The sequence below is a fragment of the Litoribacter populi genome (assembly GCF_007483685.1).
In the GTDB taxonomy this organism is placed as follows: Bacteria; Bacteroidota; Bacteroidia; order Cytophagales; family Cyclobacteriaceae; genus Litoribacter; species Litoribacter populi.
This window is the reverse complement of sequence record NZ_VMKN01000001.1, coordinates 171599-189925: the sequence shown is the minus strand read 5'-3', so window position 1 is coordinate 189925 and position 18327 is coordinate 171599. Positions and strand designations below refer to the sequence as shown.

Genomic DNA, 18327 nt, shown 5'->3' with positions numbered 1-18327 from the left:
TTATCCGAGTTTAGAATCCAAATCTAATCCGTGCTCCTTGGCGGTATTTTGAGCAATTTCATAACCAGCATCCGCATGGCGAATCACACCCAATCCTGGATCATTGCGCAATACGCGCTTCAATCTCGCCTTGGCATCTTCAGTGCCGTCGGCAACAATTACCATCCCGGCATGGATTGAATAACCCATCCCAACTCCACCGCCATGGTGAAGGGAAACCCAGCTGGCACCCCCAGCGGTGTTCATAAGAGCATTAAGAATTGGCCAATCGGCTACGGCATCGGAACCGTCCATCATGCCTTCAGTTTCACGGTTTGGTGAGGCCACCGAACCTGTGTCCAAATGGTCACGCCCGATTACGATAGGGGCTTTCACTTTTCCACTTTTCACTAGCTCGTTAAAGGCTAAACCTGCCTTTTCTCTTTCGCCCTGACCCAACCAGCAAATTCTAGCTGGAAGTCCTTGGAAGGCAATCCTGTCCTGAGCCATGGTTATCCATTTTTTCAATCCCTCATTTTCAGGGAAAAGCTCCAGAATCAAATCATCGGTAGCCTTGATATCAGCCGGGTCACCTGAAAGTGCCGCCCAACGGAAAGGTCCCTTTCCTTCGCAGAAAAGCGGACGGATATAAGCCGGCACAAATCCAGGGAAGTCAAAGGCGTTTTCAACACCCTTTTCATGTGCTCTTGCTCTCAGGTTATTTCCATAATCAAAGGTAATCGCTCCCTTAGCTTGAAGTTCAAGCATCAATTTGACATGCTCCACCATCGATACATAAGCAAGCTCCACGTATTTCTCTGGATTGCTTTTTCTAAGTTCAAGCGACTCCTCAAGGGAAATCATATGTGGAATATAACCAGTCAGCGGATCATGGGCGGAGGTTTGGTCCGTCAAGGTATCAGGGATTACGTTTCTTGCTTTCAGTCTTTCCAAAAGGTGCACGGCATTGCATGGAACACCGATTGAAACTCTCTCACTATTCTTTTTGGCCTCTAGTGCTCTATCAATCGCCTCATCAAGATCATCGATCTTTTCGTCTAAATAGCGAGTTTGAAGTCTTTTTTCAATTCTCCAGTTCTCCACCTCAGCTACCAGGCATACCCCATCATTCATCGTGATGGCCAATGGCTGAGCGCCGCCCATGCCGCCTAGACCAGCGGTTACGTTCAAGGTACCTTTCAAAGAACCGCCAAAATGCTGTCTAGCCAACTCCCCAAAGGTCTCATAAGTACCTTGCACGATTCCTTGGGAACCGATGTAGATCCAAGAACCGGCTGTCATCTGCCCATACATCATCAAACCGGCTTTTTCCAATTTGTCAAAATGCTCCCAGTTGGCCCAATTGGGTACCAATTGAGAATTGGAGATCAATACTTTTGGGGCATCCTTGTGCGAAGGAACGATTCCGACGGGTTTGCCGGACTGCACCAACAGGGTTTCGTCATCTTCGAGGATTTTCAAGCCCAGGATGATTTTGTCCAAAGCCTCAAAATTTCGGGCAGCCTTTCCACGGCCACCGTATACGATAAGCTCCTCAGGCAATTCGGCTACTTCAGGGTCGAGATTGTTGAGCAGCATTCTGAGCGCCGCCTCTTGCACCCAACCTTTGCAGTTAAGCTTGGTGCCAGTAGGCGTGGCGTATTTTTCCTTGGTATATTTCTTATTGATCGTTTCCATAGAATTGATGTTAATGGTTATTATGATGACTGCAAGGCAGCCGGTTTGTTTTTGATAAAGGCAATTGACTTGGCAATGTCTGTGGATAACACTCTGTCCACATCATTGAAAGGAACATCTTTGCGGTAATTGCCCATGATTTCTTCGATGTAGGCCGAACTTTTGGCTGGTCGGCGGAATTCAAGTGCCTGAGTTGCTGAGAAAAGCTCGATAGCCAGTACCTTTTCCACATTTTCCACTACTCGGAAGCATTTGGTGGCTCCATTGGCCCCCATGCTCACGTGGTCTTCCTGACCATTGGATGAAGTGATAGAGTCAACCGATGAAGGGGTGCAAAGTTGTTTGTTTTCACTAACCACACTGGCGGCGGTGTATTGCGGAATCATCATTCCCGAATGCAAACCTGGATTTTTTATCAGAAAAAGCGGCAAACCGCGCTGTCCGGAGAGTAGCTGATAAGTTCTTCTTTCGGCGATACTACCGATTTCAGCCATGGCGATTGCCAAAAAGTCAAAGCAAAGAGCTAATGGTTGACCGTGGAAATTACCTCCGGATACGATTTGGTCTTCCTCAGGAAAAATGTTCGGATTATCGGTCACGGCATTGATCTCCCTCTCAAATACGCTCAATACATAGTTGAAAGTATCTCTTGAGGCACCGTGCACTTGTGGAATGCAACGGAAAGAGTAAGGATCCTGAACTGCCTTGCTTTTAGACTCGGCAATTTCACTGCCTTTCAGGAATTTTCTAATGTTTGCTGCCGTATCCACCTGACCTTGGTGAGGCCTGATTGCATGGATATTTGGGTTGAAAGGCTGCATGGTGCAGTTAAATCCATCGATGCAAATAGCCGCAATGATATCTGCCCATTCCAAAAGCCTCTTGGAACTCATCAGGCAATAAATGCCATAGGCAAGCATAAACTGCGTCCCGTTGATTAGAGAAAGGCCTTCCTTGGACTTTAAAGCAATAGGAGACCAGTTGAATTTCTTCAAAACATCAGCGGAATCAACTGTTTTTCCCTCAAAATAAACTTCTCCCAATCCTATCAAAGGAAGACTTAGATGAGATAGTGGCGCCAAATCGCCAGAAGCACCCAAGGAGCCCTGACGATAAACTACCGGAAGGATGTCATGATTATAAAAATCCACCAACCGTTGCACAGTTATCAATTGCACCCCACTGTTTCCATAGGAAAGCGACTGGATTTTTGTAAGCAGCATGAGCTTGACAATAGATTTAGGCACTCTTTCCCCAACTCCACAGGCATGAGATTTCAGCAAATTATATTGGAGTTCGCTGATTTGATCCTTTTCGATTCTCACGTTTTGCAGATAACCAAAACCCGTGTTGATACCATAAAACAAGGCATCGTCATCCTCGGCAAGCTTTCGGTCCAGGTAATCCCGGCAACCTGTGATTCTATCCACTGCTTCCTGAGAAAGCTCCAAGGCCATTTTTTGATCAACGATCTTCTCAATTTCCTCCAAGGACAGCCATGATGAGCTGATTTGGTGGGTTTTTTTGTTTTTATCCATGTTGTTTTTTTTTTGTACAAAGTACTAGGTACTATGTACTAAGTATTTCTAGCACCAAACCTTGTTTTCTTTACTTTTGGCACTTATTTATTAATCACCACATCCCCCTTGCCCCCTTCAAAGGGGGAATAGTTCTCGTCAATTAAATCTCGCCGAAAGGAAGCTCTGCGAAACTCCTTTTATTTTAACTCTGTGGCACTGTGTGTCCCTTTTAAATCTCACTCAAATTTCCCCAATTCCATTAATAATAAAAAATAACATTAACTTGCCTTATTAATAACTTATAGTGATCAATGGAAATACGACAGCTTCAATATTTTGCGGTTTTGGCGGAGGAACTTCACTTCAACAAGGCTGCGGCAAAGCTACATATTGTGCAGCCTGCACTTTCCAAGCAGCTTCAGCAACTCGAGCAGGAACTGGGGGTGAAATTGATGAACCGGACGAAGCGGAAGGTGGAGCTCACTGAGGCTGGAGAGTATTTTTTCCATGAGGCAAAGGAAATTCTTCACCGCATTGACAAGTTGAAAAACCAGACCCACTTGGTACAGTCTGGGGAAAAGGGCGAAATCAGAATTGGTTATGTGGGGTCTTGCATACATACTTTTTTGCCGGACTTATTGACTTCCTTAAATGCTGACTTTCCCCAAATTCAGACTTACCTTAATGAAATGACCTCCTCAGCCCAATTGGCAGCCTTAGAAAATGGGGATTTGGATGTGGCCTTTGTACGAAACCCCATACCCAGCCCCGATATGGGTCAAAAATTGGTTTTCAGCGAGACCTTTTCATTGGTGATGCCGCAAAACCATCCATTGGATGACCCAGCCCAACTTAAAGATCTCAAAGCCGAAAAATTCATCCTTCCCCCCAAAACGGACGGGGATCTATACTATAAGGTACAATTGAGCATCTGCGAGGATGCTGGATTTTTGCCGGACATTGCCCATGAAACGGTTCACGGGCATACGGTGTTAAGTCTTGTGGACCATGGGTTAGGCATTACATTTCTGCCTACCTCATTCAAACAGGTCACTAATGTGAATGTCAAATTCGTTGAGCTTAAGGAGATTCCGCAGCGGGCGGAGATTACGGCTGTGTGGTTTAAAAACAATCCCAACCCCAGTCTTCACAAGTTCGTTGAATTGATAATTTAAAAAAAGCCTTACCTTTGTCCCCGATTTAAAATGGGTTAGTAGATTCTATGGCTAAGAAAAGAGGAACCGCGCTGGAAGAACATGAGAAAAGGAAGCTGAACAAAGATAATTTTCGCAAATTAGGTGGGATTTTCGGCTTCATGATGCCCTATAAGGCAACTTTCATCCTTGGTCTGCTCTTTTTGGTTTTCTCAAGTTTGACCCTTCTGGCCTTCCCTTTTATAGCTGGAAAGCTCATTGACACCGCCTCAGGAGAAGCCTGGATCGTCAATGACATCAACAGCATTGCACTTATCCTGGTAGGAATTCTTTTCGTACAAAGTGTATTTTCATTCTTCAGGGTGTGGCTTTTTGCCCAGGTGAGTGAAAAATCCATGCGTGATATCAGGGTGGCTCTTTACGACCGTTTGGTCCATCTGCCCATGTCATTTTTCGACAAGCGCCGAACTGGAGAGCTAATCAGTAGAATTACCGCCGATATTTCCCTTTTGCAAGACACTTTCTCGGTTACTTTGGCTGAGTTGATAAGACAATTAATTACCCTTCTTGCCGGTACATTATTTCTTTTTTACACCACTCCAAAGCTTACGCTTTTCATGTTGGCAACCTTCCCGGTGTTGGTGTTGATTGCAATGGTGTTCGGAAAATATATCCGTAAGCTCAGCAAAGCAACTCAAGACGAACTTGCCTCCGCCAATGTAATTGTAGAAGAGACCTTACAGTCCATCATGACGGTGAAATCTTTTGCCGGAGAAGATTACGAAACCAAAAGATATGGAACTGGCCTTAACAGGGTTGTAAAAGTGGCTTTAAAAGCCGCTAGCTTCCGAGGAGCGTTCATTTCTTTTATCATATTTGCCCTCTTTGGCGGTATCGTGGCCGTGATGTGGTACGGGGCGACATTAGTGGCTTCCGGAGATATGAGCATTGGGGATTTGGTTTCCTTTGTGCTTTATACAACTTTTATCGGGGGTTCCATCGCAGGTTTGGGTGACATTTATGGCCAGGTGCAGAAAGCTATCGGTTCGTCGGAAAGAGTTCTGGAAATTCTAGACGAAAAGCCAGAAGAATCCTTAGCAGGCTATGAGCATACTAGGCTAAAAGGAGAAGTAGCTTTCCAAAATGTAGCTTTCAACTATCCAACCCGACCGGATGTGCAAGTACTTCAAAACATTTCTTTCCACATTGAACCGGGTCAGAAAATAGCCCTTGCCGGGCATAGCGGCGCAGGAAAATCCACCATCATTCAGTTATTGCTCAAATTCTACCAAGTAGGAGCAGGGGCCATCAAAATCGACGGTCAGAATGTGGATAAGTGGAACCTCAAGCAGCTGCGTTCCAATGTGGGAATTGTGCCCCAAGAAGTGTTGCTCTTTGGTGGAAGCATCGGTGAAAACATCGCCTACGCCAAACCGGACGCTACTGAAGAAGAAATCATCCAAGCCGCCAAGCAAGCAAACGCTTGGCAGTTTATCAAAAGCTTCCCCGAAGGCCTCAACACCATGGTAGGGGAGCGAGGCGTCAAACTTTCCGGTGGACAAAGACAGCGTGTGGCCATCGCCCGAGCCATTCTCAAAGACCCAAGCATTTTGATCCTAGATGAAGCAACCAGCTCCTTGGATGCCGAATCTGAATCCCTGGTTCAGGAAGCCATGGACGAATTGATGAAAGGTAGAACCACCATCATCATCGCCCACAGGTTATCCACCATCCGCAAAGTGGACAGAATCTACGTACTTAAGGAAGGCCAAATCGTGGAAGAAGGTACTCACGACTCCCTTGCGCAAAAGGACGAAGGTTTTTATGCCAACTTGGTAAGGTTGCAATTTGCGGAGTAGTATTCATAGCTAATAAAATCTCAAAAGCAGAGGATCCCTTACCTTTACTGTACACCTAATTCAGGTCCAATCCGCCTCCCCGTCAGGTCCTCTTCGGGTCCACTATGGGTTTTTGCATTTTAAAGCCGAACTTAAGGCTCAGTAAATAGTGCTTATAAGCCTATTGGTACCCTTACAAAAGTTTTCCAATTCTAACTTTTGGGTAATAGATTCTACTTACAATAGTAAATAGGCTATCTTTATTACTATATTTTACCAAACATTATTCACACATGAAATATCTTGTCATGCTGATAGGTTGTTTGACTATGGTCGGTTTTCAAGCCCAAGCTCAAACGCAGGAGTCTTATCTGGAGGAAATTTATCCCGAAATAGAAGAGCTTTATAAACATTTCCACCAATATCCAGAACTGTCCCTACAAGAAGAAAAAACTGCTGCAAAGATTGCCGATGAGCTTAAGAATTTAGGTTTTGAGGTAACAGAGGGAATTGGCGGATATGGAGTGGTTGGTATTTTTGAAAATGGGGATGGCCCTACTTTACTAGTCAGGACGGATATGGATGCCCTTCCTTTGGAGGAAAAAACGGGGTTACCCTATGCTAGCAAGGAAAAAGGGGTGACGGGTGACGGGAAGGAAACCTACATCATGCAGGCCTGTGGGCATGATGTTCACATGAGTGTTATTTTGGGCACCGCCAGGATGCTGATGAATTTCAAAGATGAGTGGCAGGGAACGCTAATGATGATCGGTCAACCAGCTGAGGAAAATGGGCTTGGTGCCTACAATATGCTTATTGATGGTTTGTTTGAGCGTTTTCCTTACCCTGATTACGCCATTGCCCTGCATGATACGCCGCATTTGCCTGCGGGAAGCATAGGATACAAAGCTGGACCGCTGATGGCAGGTGTTGATATGATGAACGTGACCGTGCATGGTGAGGGTGGACATGGTGCCGCGCCCCATATGACCATTGATCCTGTGGTAATGAGTGCCCAGATGATTCAGGCTTATCAATCCATCGTAAGCAGACGGATTGCTCCTACAGAGCCAGCTGTGGTGTCGGTAGGCTCCATACGTGGGGGCCATGTGCACAACATTATCCCCGACGAAGTGGAAATGCAGCTGACATTAAGGTATTACAATCCTGAAATTAGGGAGGTTTTGATAGAAAATATCAAGAAAATCAGTGAGCATGTGGCACGCTCTGCCGGAATGCCGGAAGACAAATTGCCAACTTACTGGATCAGGGAACCTTATACCCCGCCATTGATCAATGATGAGGAACTGACCCAATTGATGGTGGGGGTATTTAAAGCTAACTTTGAAGAAGAAAAAATCGTCGAAATCGAGGCTGAAATGATAGGTGAGGATTTCAGCCGCTATGGCATCCAAGAACGTGAAGTCCCAATTTCAATGTTCTTCCTAGGTGCCACTCCCAATAAACTGTTTGAAGAAGCCAAGGAAAACGGAAAAGATGTCCCCGGCTTGCACAGCCCCATGTTTGCCCCAGAAGTGGAGCCTACCTTGAAAACGGGGGTAAGGGCGATGAGTGTATTTGCGATGGAGATTTTGAGGAAATGAAGGCTGACCGATGTCGGATGTCAGATGATAGATGCTGGGACTAAGGTTAAAATGGTAGGAATAGAGGTACGTTGCTGGAATACTTGGTACATGGTACTCTTTGTACCTAGTACAAAAATACCTGCCAGGTTTTTTAGAAAAATACATTCAACCTGGCAGGTTTTAATTCTTACTTCACCATTATATACTCATACGACGACTGCAGTCCCAGGGGATATCCCACAGCCCAATAGCCGAGTAGGAAGATTGTCCACACAATCAACAGCACTACGGAATAAGGAATCATGATGGAGACCAAGGTTCCAATGCCTGTGGACTTGACGTATCGCTGGCAGAAAACTACTACCAATGGGAAATAGGGTAGAAGAGGCGTGATGATGTTTGAAACGGAATCACCGACCCTATAGGCCGCTTGGGTGAGGTCAGGTGAAATACCCAATTGCATAAGCATAGGCACGAAGATCGGGCTAATCAAGGCCCATTTAGCCGAAGCCGAACCTACCAAAAGGTTCACAAATGCAGTCAGGAACACAATTCCCACAATGGTCACCTGCCCTGGCAAATTCATGCTTTCCAAAAAGTTTGCACCTTTTAGAGCGGTCATGGCTCCAATGTTTGATTTGCCAAAAGCATCGATGAACAGGGCACAGAAGAAGGCCATCACAATATAATGGGCCATACTTCCCATGGCTTTACTCATGGAAGCGATGGCATCCTTCATTTCTTTATAGGTGCCAGAAGCAAATCCATAAACCAATCCTGGTAGCCAGAAAAGGAAAAATATCAGCGGCACGATGGATTTCATCAATGGAGCGGCCAGGGAGGTAATTTCCCCATCAGCATCCCTCAATGCAGAATCAAGGGGATAGGCCCAGAAAACCAAGCCTACCATTCCTAAAACCATCACCAAAGAAGCCAACCAAAATGCTTTTTTCTCCCTTGGTCCGATATCCTCCATTTTAGGGGCATCGGTCATATCTTCGTCCACTTTAGCAGTTTTGTTCAATCTAGGCTCAATCACCCTATCGGTCAAATACCAAGCAACTAAAACCACTACAATACTTGAAGAACCCGTAAAAAACCAGTTATTCAATGGGTTGAGGCTGATGGTTGGGTCAATGATCCGCGCGGCGGACTGGGTGAAACTTTGTATCAAAGGGTCAATACCAGATGGGATAAAATTGGCGCTAAATCCACCGGAAACCCCGGCAAAAGCTGCTGCAATCCCCGCCAATGGATGTCGACCGGCTGCATAAAATATCACCCCGCCCAAGGGAATCACCAAAACATAACCAGCATCGGCGGCAGTATGACTGACAATCGCTACTAGGACTAAAATAGGTGTCAGAAGCATCTGAGGGGTAAAATTGAGCAAATACTTTAATCCAGCATTTATATAACCAGAGTGTTCAGCCACCCCAACACCTAGCATGGCGACCAAAACCACGCCCATAGGAGGGAAGGTAATGAACACATTTACCATGTTGGAAAGGAATGCGGCCAATTGCGTGCCGGTAAGTAAGTTAAGGATTTGTAGGTCCTCGCCGGTTCTGGGGTCAATTTCCCCAAAATCGATGGGGGCCAAAATTGCCGACATGACCCAAGTGGCCAGCATCAAGATTAGAAAGAGGATGGCAGGATCGGGGAGTTTATTGCCTGCGTATTCGATTACATCTAGAAACCTGTCTAGAAAAGATTTCTGCTTTTTTTCTTTAGTGGGAATCATCGGTTATTTTTTGGGAAAACCAAATGTAAGCAGCCCGACTAAATTATAAAAGGAAAGTTTATTGATTCACCCACTTCTTAAAAGCGGTAACCTTTTCCCGGCTCACGATAAGGTCTTCGGGAAAGTCAATTTTTGGCGTTATTTTCAGCCTACTGTTAATGTGTTTGTGGATGGGGCCGATTGCATTGATGTTAATAAGGGTGCTGCGATTGATTCTGAAAAATTCTTTGGGATCCAGCACATCGGCTTCCAAGTCCATCAACTTTTGATTGATGGTGAATTTTTCCCCTGTACCCATTTCATATAGATGCGTCTGCCCAGTATCAGCGAGGAAAAATGCTACCTCTGATGGCATTTTGGCTAAATAGGAAGATCCTGACTTGACCATGAAGCGGGATTTTTGGTTTCCGTTGAGCTGAGTTTCCCCTGAGGAAGGTCCTGTCGGGGAAGTACCTACCTGAATGGAATAAAGTACCTGGAATTTTTCAAAGCTCTTTCTAATCCTGTCCTGGTCGGCATTTTCATTGATGAAATCCAGACAATTGAGGCTTAATGCTTTTTCGGTAATAAAGGGTTTGGGAGAAGTAAAGATTACCGGAATTCGCATATCCAGCTTTTCAAATATGTAGGGATGCATGTCAGTCAAATCATAACTTCCCACAATCAGATCCACCCTATTGCCTTTTTCCACATAGTTGTAGGCCTCCTCCCAAGAAGAGAGCACCTCGACGGTTTTCAAAAACGGATTGATAGTTTGGAATTTGTGGCTCCATTTGTAGCCTTCCTCGCTACGATGGACGATAATGCAATTGATGAACTGACTTTCTACTCCCATTTTGGTACTCTTTGATATTTATAAGTTCGAAGCTAAACAGCTTTGAGACTAATATCAAGACTTTTTACATGATGTGTAAGCGCCCCGACCGAAATAAAGTCTACACCGCACTCAGCAACATCTTTGAGGGTTTCTTCGGTAATTCCGCCTGAAGCCTCGGTTTTATATTTGCCACCGATGATTTTCACCGCCTCTTTCATAGTTGGACAATCCATATTGTCAAGCATAATAACATCGATACCGCCCGTTTCCATCACCTGCCTAACCTCATCAAGGTTTCTGGTTTCCACCTCAATTTTGAGCTTGAGCTTGTTGGTTTTCAGATAATCTTGGGTGGCCTTGATGGCTGCGGGGATTCCTCCGGCAAAGTCGATGTGATTATCCTTGAGCATAATCATGTCATACAGCGCAAAACGGTGGTTTTGCCCTCCTCCGATAGCCACTGCCCATTTTTCCAGCATTCTGAAATTGGGTGTAGTCTTTCGGGTATCCAGAAGTTTGGTAGAAGTGTGCTTGATGAGCTTGTTAAGCTTGTGGGTTTTGGTGGCAATGGCGCTCATCCGCTGCATACAGTTAAGCACCAACCTTTCGGTGGTAAGAATGGATGCCGCGCTTCCAATAACCTTCAAACCTATATCCCCAGCTTTAACCTTATCACCATCCTTCAACAAAAGCTCCACCTCAAGCTGATGGTCAAAATGCTCAAAAATCATCTTTGCCAATTCCAGCCCGGCAATGATACCATCCTCTTTGATCAAAAGGTGAGCAGCCCCTTGGGCATTTGCCGGCAGGGCTGCCAAAGTGGAATGATCACCGGTCCCCACGTCTTCCAGCAGGGCCGATTTGATGAATTTCTGTAGATTATCTTGGGTCAAATACGAATTTTTCACCCTGCAATATTACTAATTTTCTCGGGAAGAATCGCCACCAAGCGAGGAAATGGGCACCTGGGTCACAATCAGGTTGCTGCTAGCCTTAGCGATGATTTTGCCCTTGGCATTAGTGATTTCCGCCATCCAGTGGTTTACATTTCTTCCGTTGCGAAGAAGTTTGGCTTCCACGGTAAGCTTTTCACCCAGATGGGCAGCTGCCAGAAAATCGATGTTCAGGTTTATGCTAGTCATCAGGTATTCGTTGCCTGTGACAAAGTTTGCCCCGCCGATAACATCGTCGAGCATGAGGGAGGCTACTCCACCATGCAGAATGTTGCCAGGATTGCACATTTCCTCTCTTACAGTGTATTCCATGACCATCCGTCCATATTCTACTTCACGTAGCACACCTGCAAGCCAATTGCCGGCTTTGGAAGGGGATTTGTCAATGGTGGTGCCGATTAGTTTTTTGTAATCTCTGAGAAATAAATTGTCTTCCATAAATAAAGGCTGATCAAATTGACCGTGTCGAAGATTTCATAAATGTTTTTAGGAACAAAAGGGGAGATAAGAACCCGATAATGTCTGTTTTTGTCCTGCTGTATAATGAGGCTGTATTTATCTTTTAAGCGAAGTATCTCCTCGGGGAAAAAGATCTGCTGGGGCATTTTAACCGGAGAATTTTTCATTCCGAATCGCTTTTTGACCCTGCCATAGACCTGTCCCACGATTTTTTCATTGAATCCTCGCTCCTGTATTTCCAGCTGGGATTCTTGGAGAAATTTGGGATTGAAAGAATGAATCAAAGTGATTCCGGATTTGATAAAACGGTAGGATACTTTGGAGTCCACCGCCTTTTGAAAAGGCAAATTGGTCTTGACTTTACAAAAATTCCAAAGATTCTCTATCCGCTTCAGTTCCATCATTTGTTTCTCTCCTCTTGTTCCAATAGTCTAAAATAATCAAATACAGTGATTTTGAATGCATCCCTTTCCTTTCTTTCTGCCAAAATGGGTTTCCAACCTTCAGAAGTCTCAATTTCAAATTGGGCGTCCTGGAGCAACAAAGGGTAGACTTCAGCCACAAACCTAAAATGGTCAAACCTATCCCCTCCTTCGAAAACTACCATGCCAGAGCTATCATTTTCCACCAAATGGTATTTCAGAGAAAGCTTTCCATTGGGAATAGCTTCCGATGGCTCTATATAAATATACGCGTCTTCTTTCACCCGGTTGAGGATGATGGACAAGTTGATTACCGGCCGATCTTCATCCACAACCCTTTTGGAAAGTCTAAATACATTCATTTTGGCATCTGCACGGTTTTCCCTGTCGTAAAAAGGCTGCCGAACATTCATAAAATAAAGCCGGCTGGCCGCAGTAATGGATGTGCGGATCTCCCCCTCTTCTAGTTCGATGTGTTTAGTGTTGAAAAAAGAAAGGGCAAAAACCCAGACCAAAGTCCCCAATCCAAAGATTTTGAACAGTTTCATCAGTTCTGGATCAAAAGTTTTATTTTGGGACATCTTCCAGCTGCGGTATCTTTTCTAACAACAAACTCCAGGCGTTTTTGATATGGGATTCTTCCACATCTGTCTGGCCAATCACCCAGCGGATTACAAATTTTCCGTCAAGCTTCGTATGTGTAAAAAATGCAAGCCCCGTTTGGTTCACTTCTGCCAGCCACTTTTCATTGAGCAGGTTGAGTTTTTCGTCTGAAACATTCGGATTCACGAAACGAAAACAAATGGTGTTCAATGGAACAGGCGCCAAAATCTCTAGGCTCGGATGGGCCTTTATCCATTCCAACACTTTATTGGTAAGCTCAAGATGATGACGTAGTTTCTTTCTCAACCCATTTAATCCATAGTGCCTGATGACAAACCATAACTTTAAAGCTCTGAACCTTCTTCCCAGTTGGATACCCCAGTCGCGGTAATTATTCACTTGTTCGTCCAGCTGTGTTCGCAGGTATTCCGGTGTAAGGCTAAAGGTGTTGATGAGATATTTGGGGTCTTTGAGGAAAAGAACGGAGCAGTCAAAATTGGTAAACATCCATTTATGAGGATTGAACACATAGCTATCTGCCTTTTCATGCCCCTCGTTCATCCAACGAAATTCCGGTAAAAGCAAGGCAGCACCAGCAAAAGCAGCATCTATATGGTGCCAAATATTATATTTTTGGCATATATCACCAATTTTATTTATTGGATCAATAGCTGTGGAGCTTGTTGTGCCCAAAGCGGAAACCACACAAAGGGGGGTGAAGCCATTAGCTATATCTTCCTGTATGGCTTTATCGAGAAACTCAGGAATTAAGGCATACTTGTCATCCACCCTAATTTTCACCAAATTATCCTGACCTATGCCAGCAATCCGCAATGCCTTGTCGATGGAGGAATGAACATGTTCAGAGCTATAAACTCTAAAATTTTCATCTCCCTTAAAGCCTAATTGATTGATTCTATAATTTGTAATGCGCTCTCTGGCAGCGAGAATGGCACTCAAAGTAGCGGTGCTAGCAGTGTCATGAATCACACCTTTCCACGTGGAACATATTCCTTTTGCATCTCTGAGCCATTCCAAAACTCGCTCCTCAAGCTCGGTGGCAGCGGGAGAGGTCAACCAGGACATACACTGCGCACCTAAGGTGGACATAAGCATTTCAGCCAGGATGGACGGCTCTGAATTGTTGGCGGGAAAGTAGCCAAAGAATCCCGGATGTTGCCAGTGGGTCATCCCCGGAAGAATGACATCCTTAAAGTCCCCAAATATGCGATCAAAGTCTTCCCCTTCTTCAGGTGCTGATGTGGGCAATTGATTTAATATATCACCAGGCTGGACATTTGGGGTGACAGGATATTCTTCCTTCCCTTCCATATAGTCAGCCATCCAATCCACCAGCAGGTGGGCATGTTTTCTAAACTCCTCTTTGTCCATCATCAGTGTACGTAAGAACCCGCATTGATATCAATAGTACAGCCAGTCGAATGGTCTGCCAAACCTGAACATAATAGGGTTACCATTGGTGCAATATCCTTAGGTTCAGTTAGTTGATTGAGGGCAATGTCATTTAAGGCAAAATCTTCTCCATATTGGTCCATGAAATCTTGGGCCATATCTGTTTTGGTGAAACCAGGCGCTATGATAAAAGCCTTGATGCCTTCTTTCCCATAATATCGGGCTAAAGAACGCGTATAGCTCACAATGGCTGCCTTTGAAGAAGCATAGGCTAAATAATCGGGAGTATCTCCTCTGAAGGCTGCCCGAGATGAAATATTGATGATTCTCCCGTTTGAATTTCCTTTAGCATGCTCCACAAATTCCTTACAGATGATGGCCATAGCGTTGATATTTACATCCATGGTCTTGAGCCAATCTGCTGTCCAATCTGAGGTGGGTGCGTTGTCAGGAGTAGAAATGGCAATACCGGCATTATTAACAATAGCGTCGATTGGGCCGAATTTCTCAACCAGAGAAGGCAACCAACCCATTACAGCCTGGAGGTTCGAAAGATCACAGGCAACGGGGTGGGAGGGGTTAGGCAAGGATTTCTGCAATTCCTGTGTTTCCTTTTCACTTGAATTATAATGTAAAAGCACTTCGGCGCCTGACTCGGATAATTGCTGGGCAATGGCCTTACCGATACCACGAGAGGCTCCGGTGACTAATATTCTTTGTCCTGATAGGTTTATATGCATACTTGAATGAATTCCGGTTAAGAAAGCAATTTAAAAAGGCTTGAGTTATAAAGCCATGCCGATGGTATAAAGTTTTAAACCCTTCCAGCCGCTATTACCGCCAAATCTACTTTTTTTGACCCAGCAGAAAGTAAGGCATTGGCGCAAGCTGCCAATGTAGCCCCGGTAGTCATGACATCATCGACCAATAATATGTTTTTCCCAACCATGTCCTTTCCTTCAAAATGAAAGACGTCCTTAACATTTTCCCATCGTTCCATACGGCTCTTTCTGGTTTGCGTTTGTGTGAATTTTATCCTTTGCAATCCCTCATGAAGGGGAATGTCTAAAGAATGAGAAAGTCCCATTGCAAACTTGGCGCTTTGATTATACCCCCGGCTTCTCAGTTTTAGAGGGTGTAGGGGAACGGGGACCACGAAATCCCAATGATGATCAAAGTTATCTAAGATCAGCCTTTGACCGTATAACTTACCAAGCACTTCTCCTAATTGGGGTTTGTTTTTGTATTTGAGCTGATGGAGCAATTTTTGACTGAGGCCTGATTTGGAAAATCTTAGATGGGCAAACACCTTTTCAACCTCGGTGAGTCCGAGCAGTTTTACCGTAAGGTCATTATCGGTAGGGCGGAGGTGATAGGAAGCCACAGGTAGTGCCGCTTCGCACTTTCTACAGAGCTGATTTTCGAAAGCATAAAGACTTGTTTTGCAACCGCAACAGGTCTGAGGAAATACCAAGGCCAAAAAATCCTCCAAAAAATTGAAACGCATCATGAAAAAGGCTTGTTTGTTCTGAATGACAGGAAAATACCTGTTATATTTACCGGTTAATCTAAAAGTTAAGGAAATTAATGAATTTAAGAGAAGAATTCAACGATTATAGGACCAAGATGAATGAAAAGATCTTGGCTGAAGACAACAAAGTTATCAAACGCTTTTTCAACCTCGACACCAATGCCTACGCAGAAGGTGCTTTGGATGTAAAAACAAAGGAAATGCTCGGGCTTTCCAGTTCAATGGTCCTAAGATGTGATGATTGCATCAAGTACCATCTGGAGAAATGTTTCGATGCAGGAGTAACCAAAGCACAGGTTTTCGAGGTGTTTTCGGTTTCTATGATCGTGGGAGGATCCATTGTAATTCCACATTTGAGAAGGGCAGTTGAATTCTGGGAAGAGTTAGAAAACCAGACCAATGGTTAAAAAGGATTACGATCTAGAAATAAGATGGGGAAAGCTGCTAAATGGATTGAAAGATCTGGTCGGCAAAAAACCGACTGACCTAAATGGTGTACTATTTTTGATAGGAGTACAGGAATTGGGACAGGGTCTGAAAACCTTTTCAAAAGAGCAGAAACAGGATCTTATGCACATTGCCATCTGCAAGGTGCTTAGTTTGGGTGGCTTTTATGAACTGGATTATATAGATCAGGATGGTTGGCCACATTGGAAACTAATAAAGAAACTTCCTCATTTCGATATGTTGGATCAGGAAAAACTGTTGAAAATCCACGTGATTGAATATTTTGAAAACGAATTTGATATAGAGATTAAATAATCCCAGTGGAGGCAGAAGACCGAAGACCGGAGAGGGCTTAAACCTAGATTTTAGCCAATCTTTCGTTAGTTAAGAAGACTTCATTGGATACACACCGAAAATAAATACACCGAAAAAGAATGAAATTCGTATCCTATAATGTCAATGGCATTAGAGCAGCACTGAATAAAGGTTTTGCGGAATGGTTAAAGGAGACAGATGCCGATTTGATCGGTCTGCAGGAGGTAAAAGCCATGCCGGAGCAAGTTGATTTAAGTATTTTTGAGGATCTTGGTTACCATGTATATTGGTACCCTGCTGTAAAAAAAGGATACAGTGGAGTGGCCATACTCAGTAAGATCAAGCCGAACTTTGTAGAATATGGAATGGGGGTAAATACTTATGATGATGAGGGAAGGATGATCAGAGCAGACTTTGATGATATTTCCTTTATCAGTGCATATTTTCCTTCTGGGACTACAGGTGATATTAGACAGGATTTCAAATATCAATTTCTCGATGATATCTATGGTTATAGTCAAGACCTGATTAAGAAAATTCCTAATTTGGTCTTTAGTGGAGACTATAACATTTGCCACAAGGCTATTGATATCCATAATCCTGTGAGCAACAAAAACTCCTCGGGATTTCTACCTGAAGAAAGGGCTTGGATGGATAAGTTTACACAAGCAGGTTTTGATGACAGTTTTAGAATGCTCAATCCTGACCCGCACAACTATACCTGGTGGAGTTACCGAGCCAATGCCAGGCAAAAGAATTTAGGTTGGCGTATTGATTACCACATGACTACTAGTCCTATTAAGGATAGGATAAAGAGTGTAGATATTTTAAGTGAGGCGAAGCATAGTGACCATTGCCCCATACTATTGGAAATAGATTAAAGATTAAATAAAATTTGAATCTGAACAGAAACTTAATGAAATCTATCAAAATTTCAATCCCTTCTCTGATTGACAACATCAAGATTGTCGAAAGTTTCATAGACAATGCGAAGGAAAAGTTCCATATCAACGATGATATCTATGGAAATATTATGATTTCGGTTACCGAATGTGTGAGCAATGCAATCATCCACGGCAATGGGAACAACCCCAAGAAGACGGTTAATTTGGAACTTAAATTCCTAGATAACCAGTTGAAGTTTATCGTGGAAGACGAAGGCAATGGTTTTGACCAAGGCGCACTCGTCGACCCGACTTCACCGGAGAATATTGAAAAATATGGTGGAAGGGGGGTTTTCATCATGAAACATCTTAGCGATGAGGTTTCATTTGAAGAGGATGGACGAAAAACCGTCTTAACCTTTTACATGAGTTAATATCAGAGATGGCAATTAATTTCTTCAGTGAGGACGTAAGTTTCAATTTAAAACCCAAGAACAGCTACAAAAAATGGCTGAGAAAAGTAGCAGGTGAGGAGGGTTTCAATATAGGTGATTTGAATTATATATTCTGTTCAGATGAATATTTGTATTCCATTAACATGGAATATCTTAATCACGACACATACACGGACATAATCACATTTGATAATTCCGAAGAGGAAGATATTATCGAAGGTGACATATTCATCAGTATAGAAAGGGTTGATGAAAATTCCACCACTCAAAGTACAGATAAGGATGAAGAACTTAGACGGGTAATTAGTCATGGACTTTTACACCTCATGGGATATAAAGACAAATCCGAGGAAGACGAAATACTGATGCGGAAAAAAGAAAACGAAGCGATAGCCAAATTTTTAACTGTTCCACGTGGAACAGTTAAATGAAGAGAAGCAAAGTGTTCCACGTGGAACACCAAACTTCAGACTGAATAAAAAATCAAAACGTTCCACGTGGAACACCTT

The 18327-nt window shown here is 43.8% G+C and carries 19 protein-coding genes; 8 read left to right on the top strand and 11 right to left on the bottom strand.

The annotated features are described in order from the left end of the window. On the bottom strand, positions 1-1677 hold the full coding sequence (gene hutU / locus FPL27_RS00890; protein ID WP_143959292.1) for a urocanate hydratase: 1677 nt from the start codon (positions 1675-1677) through the stop codon (positions 1-3). Positions 1678-1697: 20 nt separating this feature from the next. After that, on the bottom strand, positions 1698-3215 hold the full coding sequence (gene hutH, locus FPL27_RS00885; protein WP_143959291.1) for a histidine ammonia-lyase: 1518 nt from the start codon (positions 3213-3215) through the stop codon (positions 1698-1700). 293 nt (positions 3216-3508) lie between these two features. On the opposite strand from hutH, the gene FPL27_RS00880 reads away from it, so the two are divergent. From FPL27_RS00880 to FPL27_RS00870, 3 genes are all read left to right on the top strand, one after another. Continuing rightward, on the top strand, positions 3509-4372 hold the full coding sequence (locus FPL27_RS00880) for a LysR family transcriptional regulator (protein WP_143959290.1): 864 nt from the start codon (positions 3509-3511) through the stop codon (positions 4370-4372). Positions 4373-4419: 47 nt separating this feature from the next. After that, a complete protein-coding gene (locus tag FPL27_RS00875; RefSeq protein WP_143959289.1) occupies positions 4420-6210 on the top strand; it encodes an ABC transporter ATP-binding protein in 1791 nt (596 codons plus the stop codon). Positions 6211-6482: 272 nt separating this feature from the next. Further along, on the top strand, positions 6483-7793 hold the full coding sequence (locus tag FPL27_RS00870) for an amidohydrolase (protein WP_143959288.1): 1311 nt from the start codon (positions 6483-6485) through the stop codon (positions 7791-7793). Positions 7794-7962: 169 nt separating this feature from the next. On the opposite strand, the gene FPL27_RS00865 is transcribed toward FPL27_RS00870, so the two are convergent. The 9 genes from FPL27_RS00865 to FPL27_RS00825 all read right to left on the bottom strand — a co-directional run bounded on the left by FPL27_RS00865 (position 7963) and on the right by FPL27_RS00825 (position 15696). Further along, complete coding sequence (locus FPL27_RS00865; protein WP_143959287.1) at positions 7963-9519, bottom strand: AbgT family transporter; 1557 nt, start codon at positions 9517-9519, stop codon at positions 7963-7965. A gap of 58 nt (positions 9520-9577) precedes the next feature. After that, entirely contained in the window at positions 9578-10354 is a 777-nt protein-coding gene (locus FPL27_RS00860) for a LytR/AlgR family response regulator transcription factor (protein WP_143959286.1), read from the bottom strand. Between the two features lie 32 nt (positions 10355-10386). Continuing rightward, positions 10387-11244, bottom strand: coding sequence for a carboxylating nicotinate-nucleotide diphosphorylase (gene nadC, locus FPL27_RS00855; protein WP_143959285.1), 858 nt, complete (start codon positions 11242-11244; stop codon positions 10387-10389). A gap of 12 nt (positions 11245-11256) precedes the next feature. Then, entirely contained in the window at positions 11257-11727 is a 471-nt protein-coding gene (locus tag FPL27_RS00850; protein ID WP_143959284.1) for a PaaI family thioesterase, read from the bottom strand. Next, complete coding sequence (locus FPL27_RS00845; RefSeq protein WP_235893349.1) at positions 11688-12152, bottom strand: hypothetical protein; 465 nt, start codon at positions 12150-12152, stop codon at positions 11688-11690. Before FPL27_RS00845 ends, FPL27_RS00850 begins: the two co-directional genes overlap by 40 nt. Continuing rightward, positions 12149-12751: a hypothetical protein gene (locus tag FPL27_RS00840; RefSeq protein ID WP_143959283.1), complete on the bottom strand. Its 603-nt coding sequence runs from the start codon at positions 12749-12751 to the stop codon at positions 12149-12151. The genes FPL27_RS00845 and FPL27_RS00840 overlap by 4 nt, the downstream gene beginning before the upstream one ends. Continuing rightward, entirely contained in the window at positions 12738-14168 is a 1431-nt protein-coding gene (locus tag FPL27_RS00835; protein ID WP_317129414.1) for a pyridoxal phosphate-dependent decarboxylase family protein, read from the bottom strand. The genes FPL27_RS00840 and FPL27_RS00835 overlap by 14 nt, the downstream gene beginning before the upstream one ends. Further along, positions 14168-14926: an SDR family NAD(P)-dependent oxidoreductase gene (locus FPL27_RS00830; protein WP_143959282.1), complete on the bottom strand. Its 759-nt coding sequence runs from the start codon at positions 14924-14926 to the stop codon at positions 14168-14170. Before FPL27_RS00830 ends, FPL27_RS00835 begins: the two co-directional genes overlap by 1 nt. A 74-nt stretch (positions 14927-15000) precedes the next feature. Beyond that, positions 15001-15696, bottom strand: coding sequence for a ComF family protein (locus FPL27_RS00825; protein ID WP_317129413.1), 696 nt, complete (start codon positions 15694-15696; stop codon positions 15001-15003). A 77-nt stretch (positions 15697-15773) separates the two neighbouring features. Here FPL27_RS00825 and FPL27_RS00820 point away from each other — a divergent pair, with 77 nt between their 5' ends. From FPL27_RS00820 to ybeY, 5 genes are all read left to right on the top strand, one after another. Further along, entirely contained in the window at positions 15774-16124 is a 351-nt protein-coding gene (locus FPL27_RS00820) for a carboxymuconolactone decarboxylase family protein (RefSeq protein ID WP_143959281.1), read from the top strand. Next, on the top strand, positions 16117-16479 hold the full coding sequence (locus FPL27_RS00815) for a hypothetical protein (RefSeq protein WP_143959280.1): 363 nt from the start codon (positions 16117-16119) through the stop codon (positions 16477-16479). The genes FPL27_RS00820 and FPL27_RS00815 overlap by 8 nt, the downstream gene beginning before the upstream one ends. A gap of 119 nt (positions 16480-16598) precedes the next feature. Next, a complete protein-coding gene (locus tag FPL27_RS00810) occupies positions 16599-17360 on the top strand; it encodes an exodeoxyribonuclease III (protein ID WP_143959279.1) in 762 nt (253 codons plus the stop codon). Between the two features lie 35 nt (positions 17361-17395). Continuing rightward, complete coding sequence (locus FPL27_RS00805; protein ID WP_143959278.1) at positions 17396-17797, top strand: ATP-binding protein; 402 nt, start codon at positions 17396-17398, stop codon at positions 17795-17797. A gap of 8 nt (positions 17798-17805) precedes the next feature. Beyond that, positions 17806-18249: an rRNA maturation RNase YbeY gene (ybeY, locus tag FPL27_RS00800; protein WP_143959277.1), complete on the top strand. Its 444-nt coding sequence runs from the start codon at positions 17806-17808 to the stop codon at positions 18247-18249. The last annotated feature ends 78 nt before the right edge of the window (positions 18250-18327 follow it).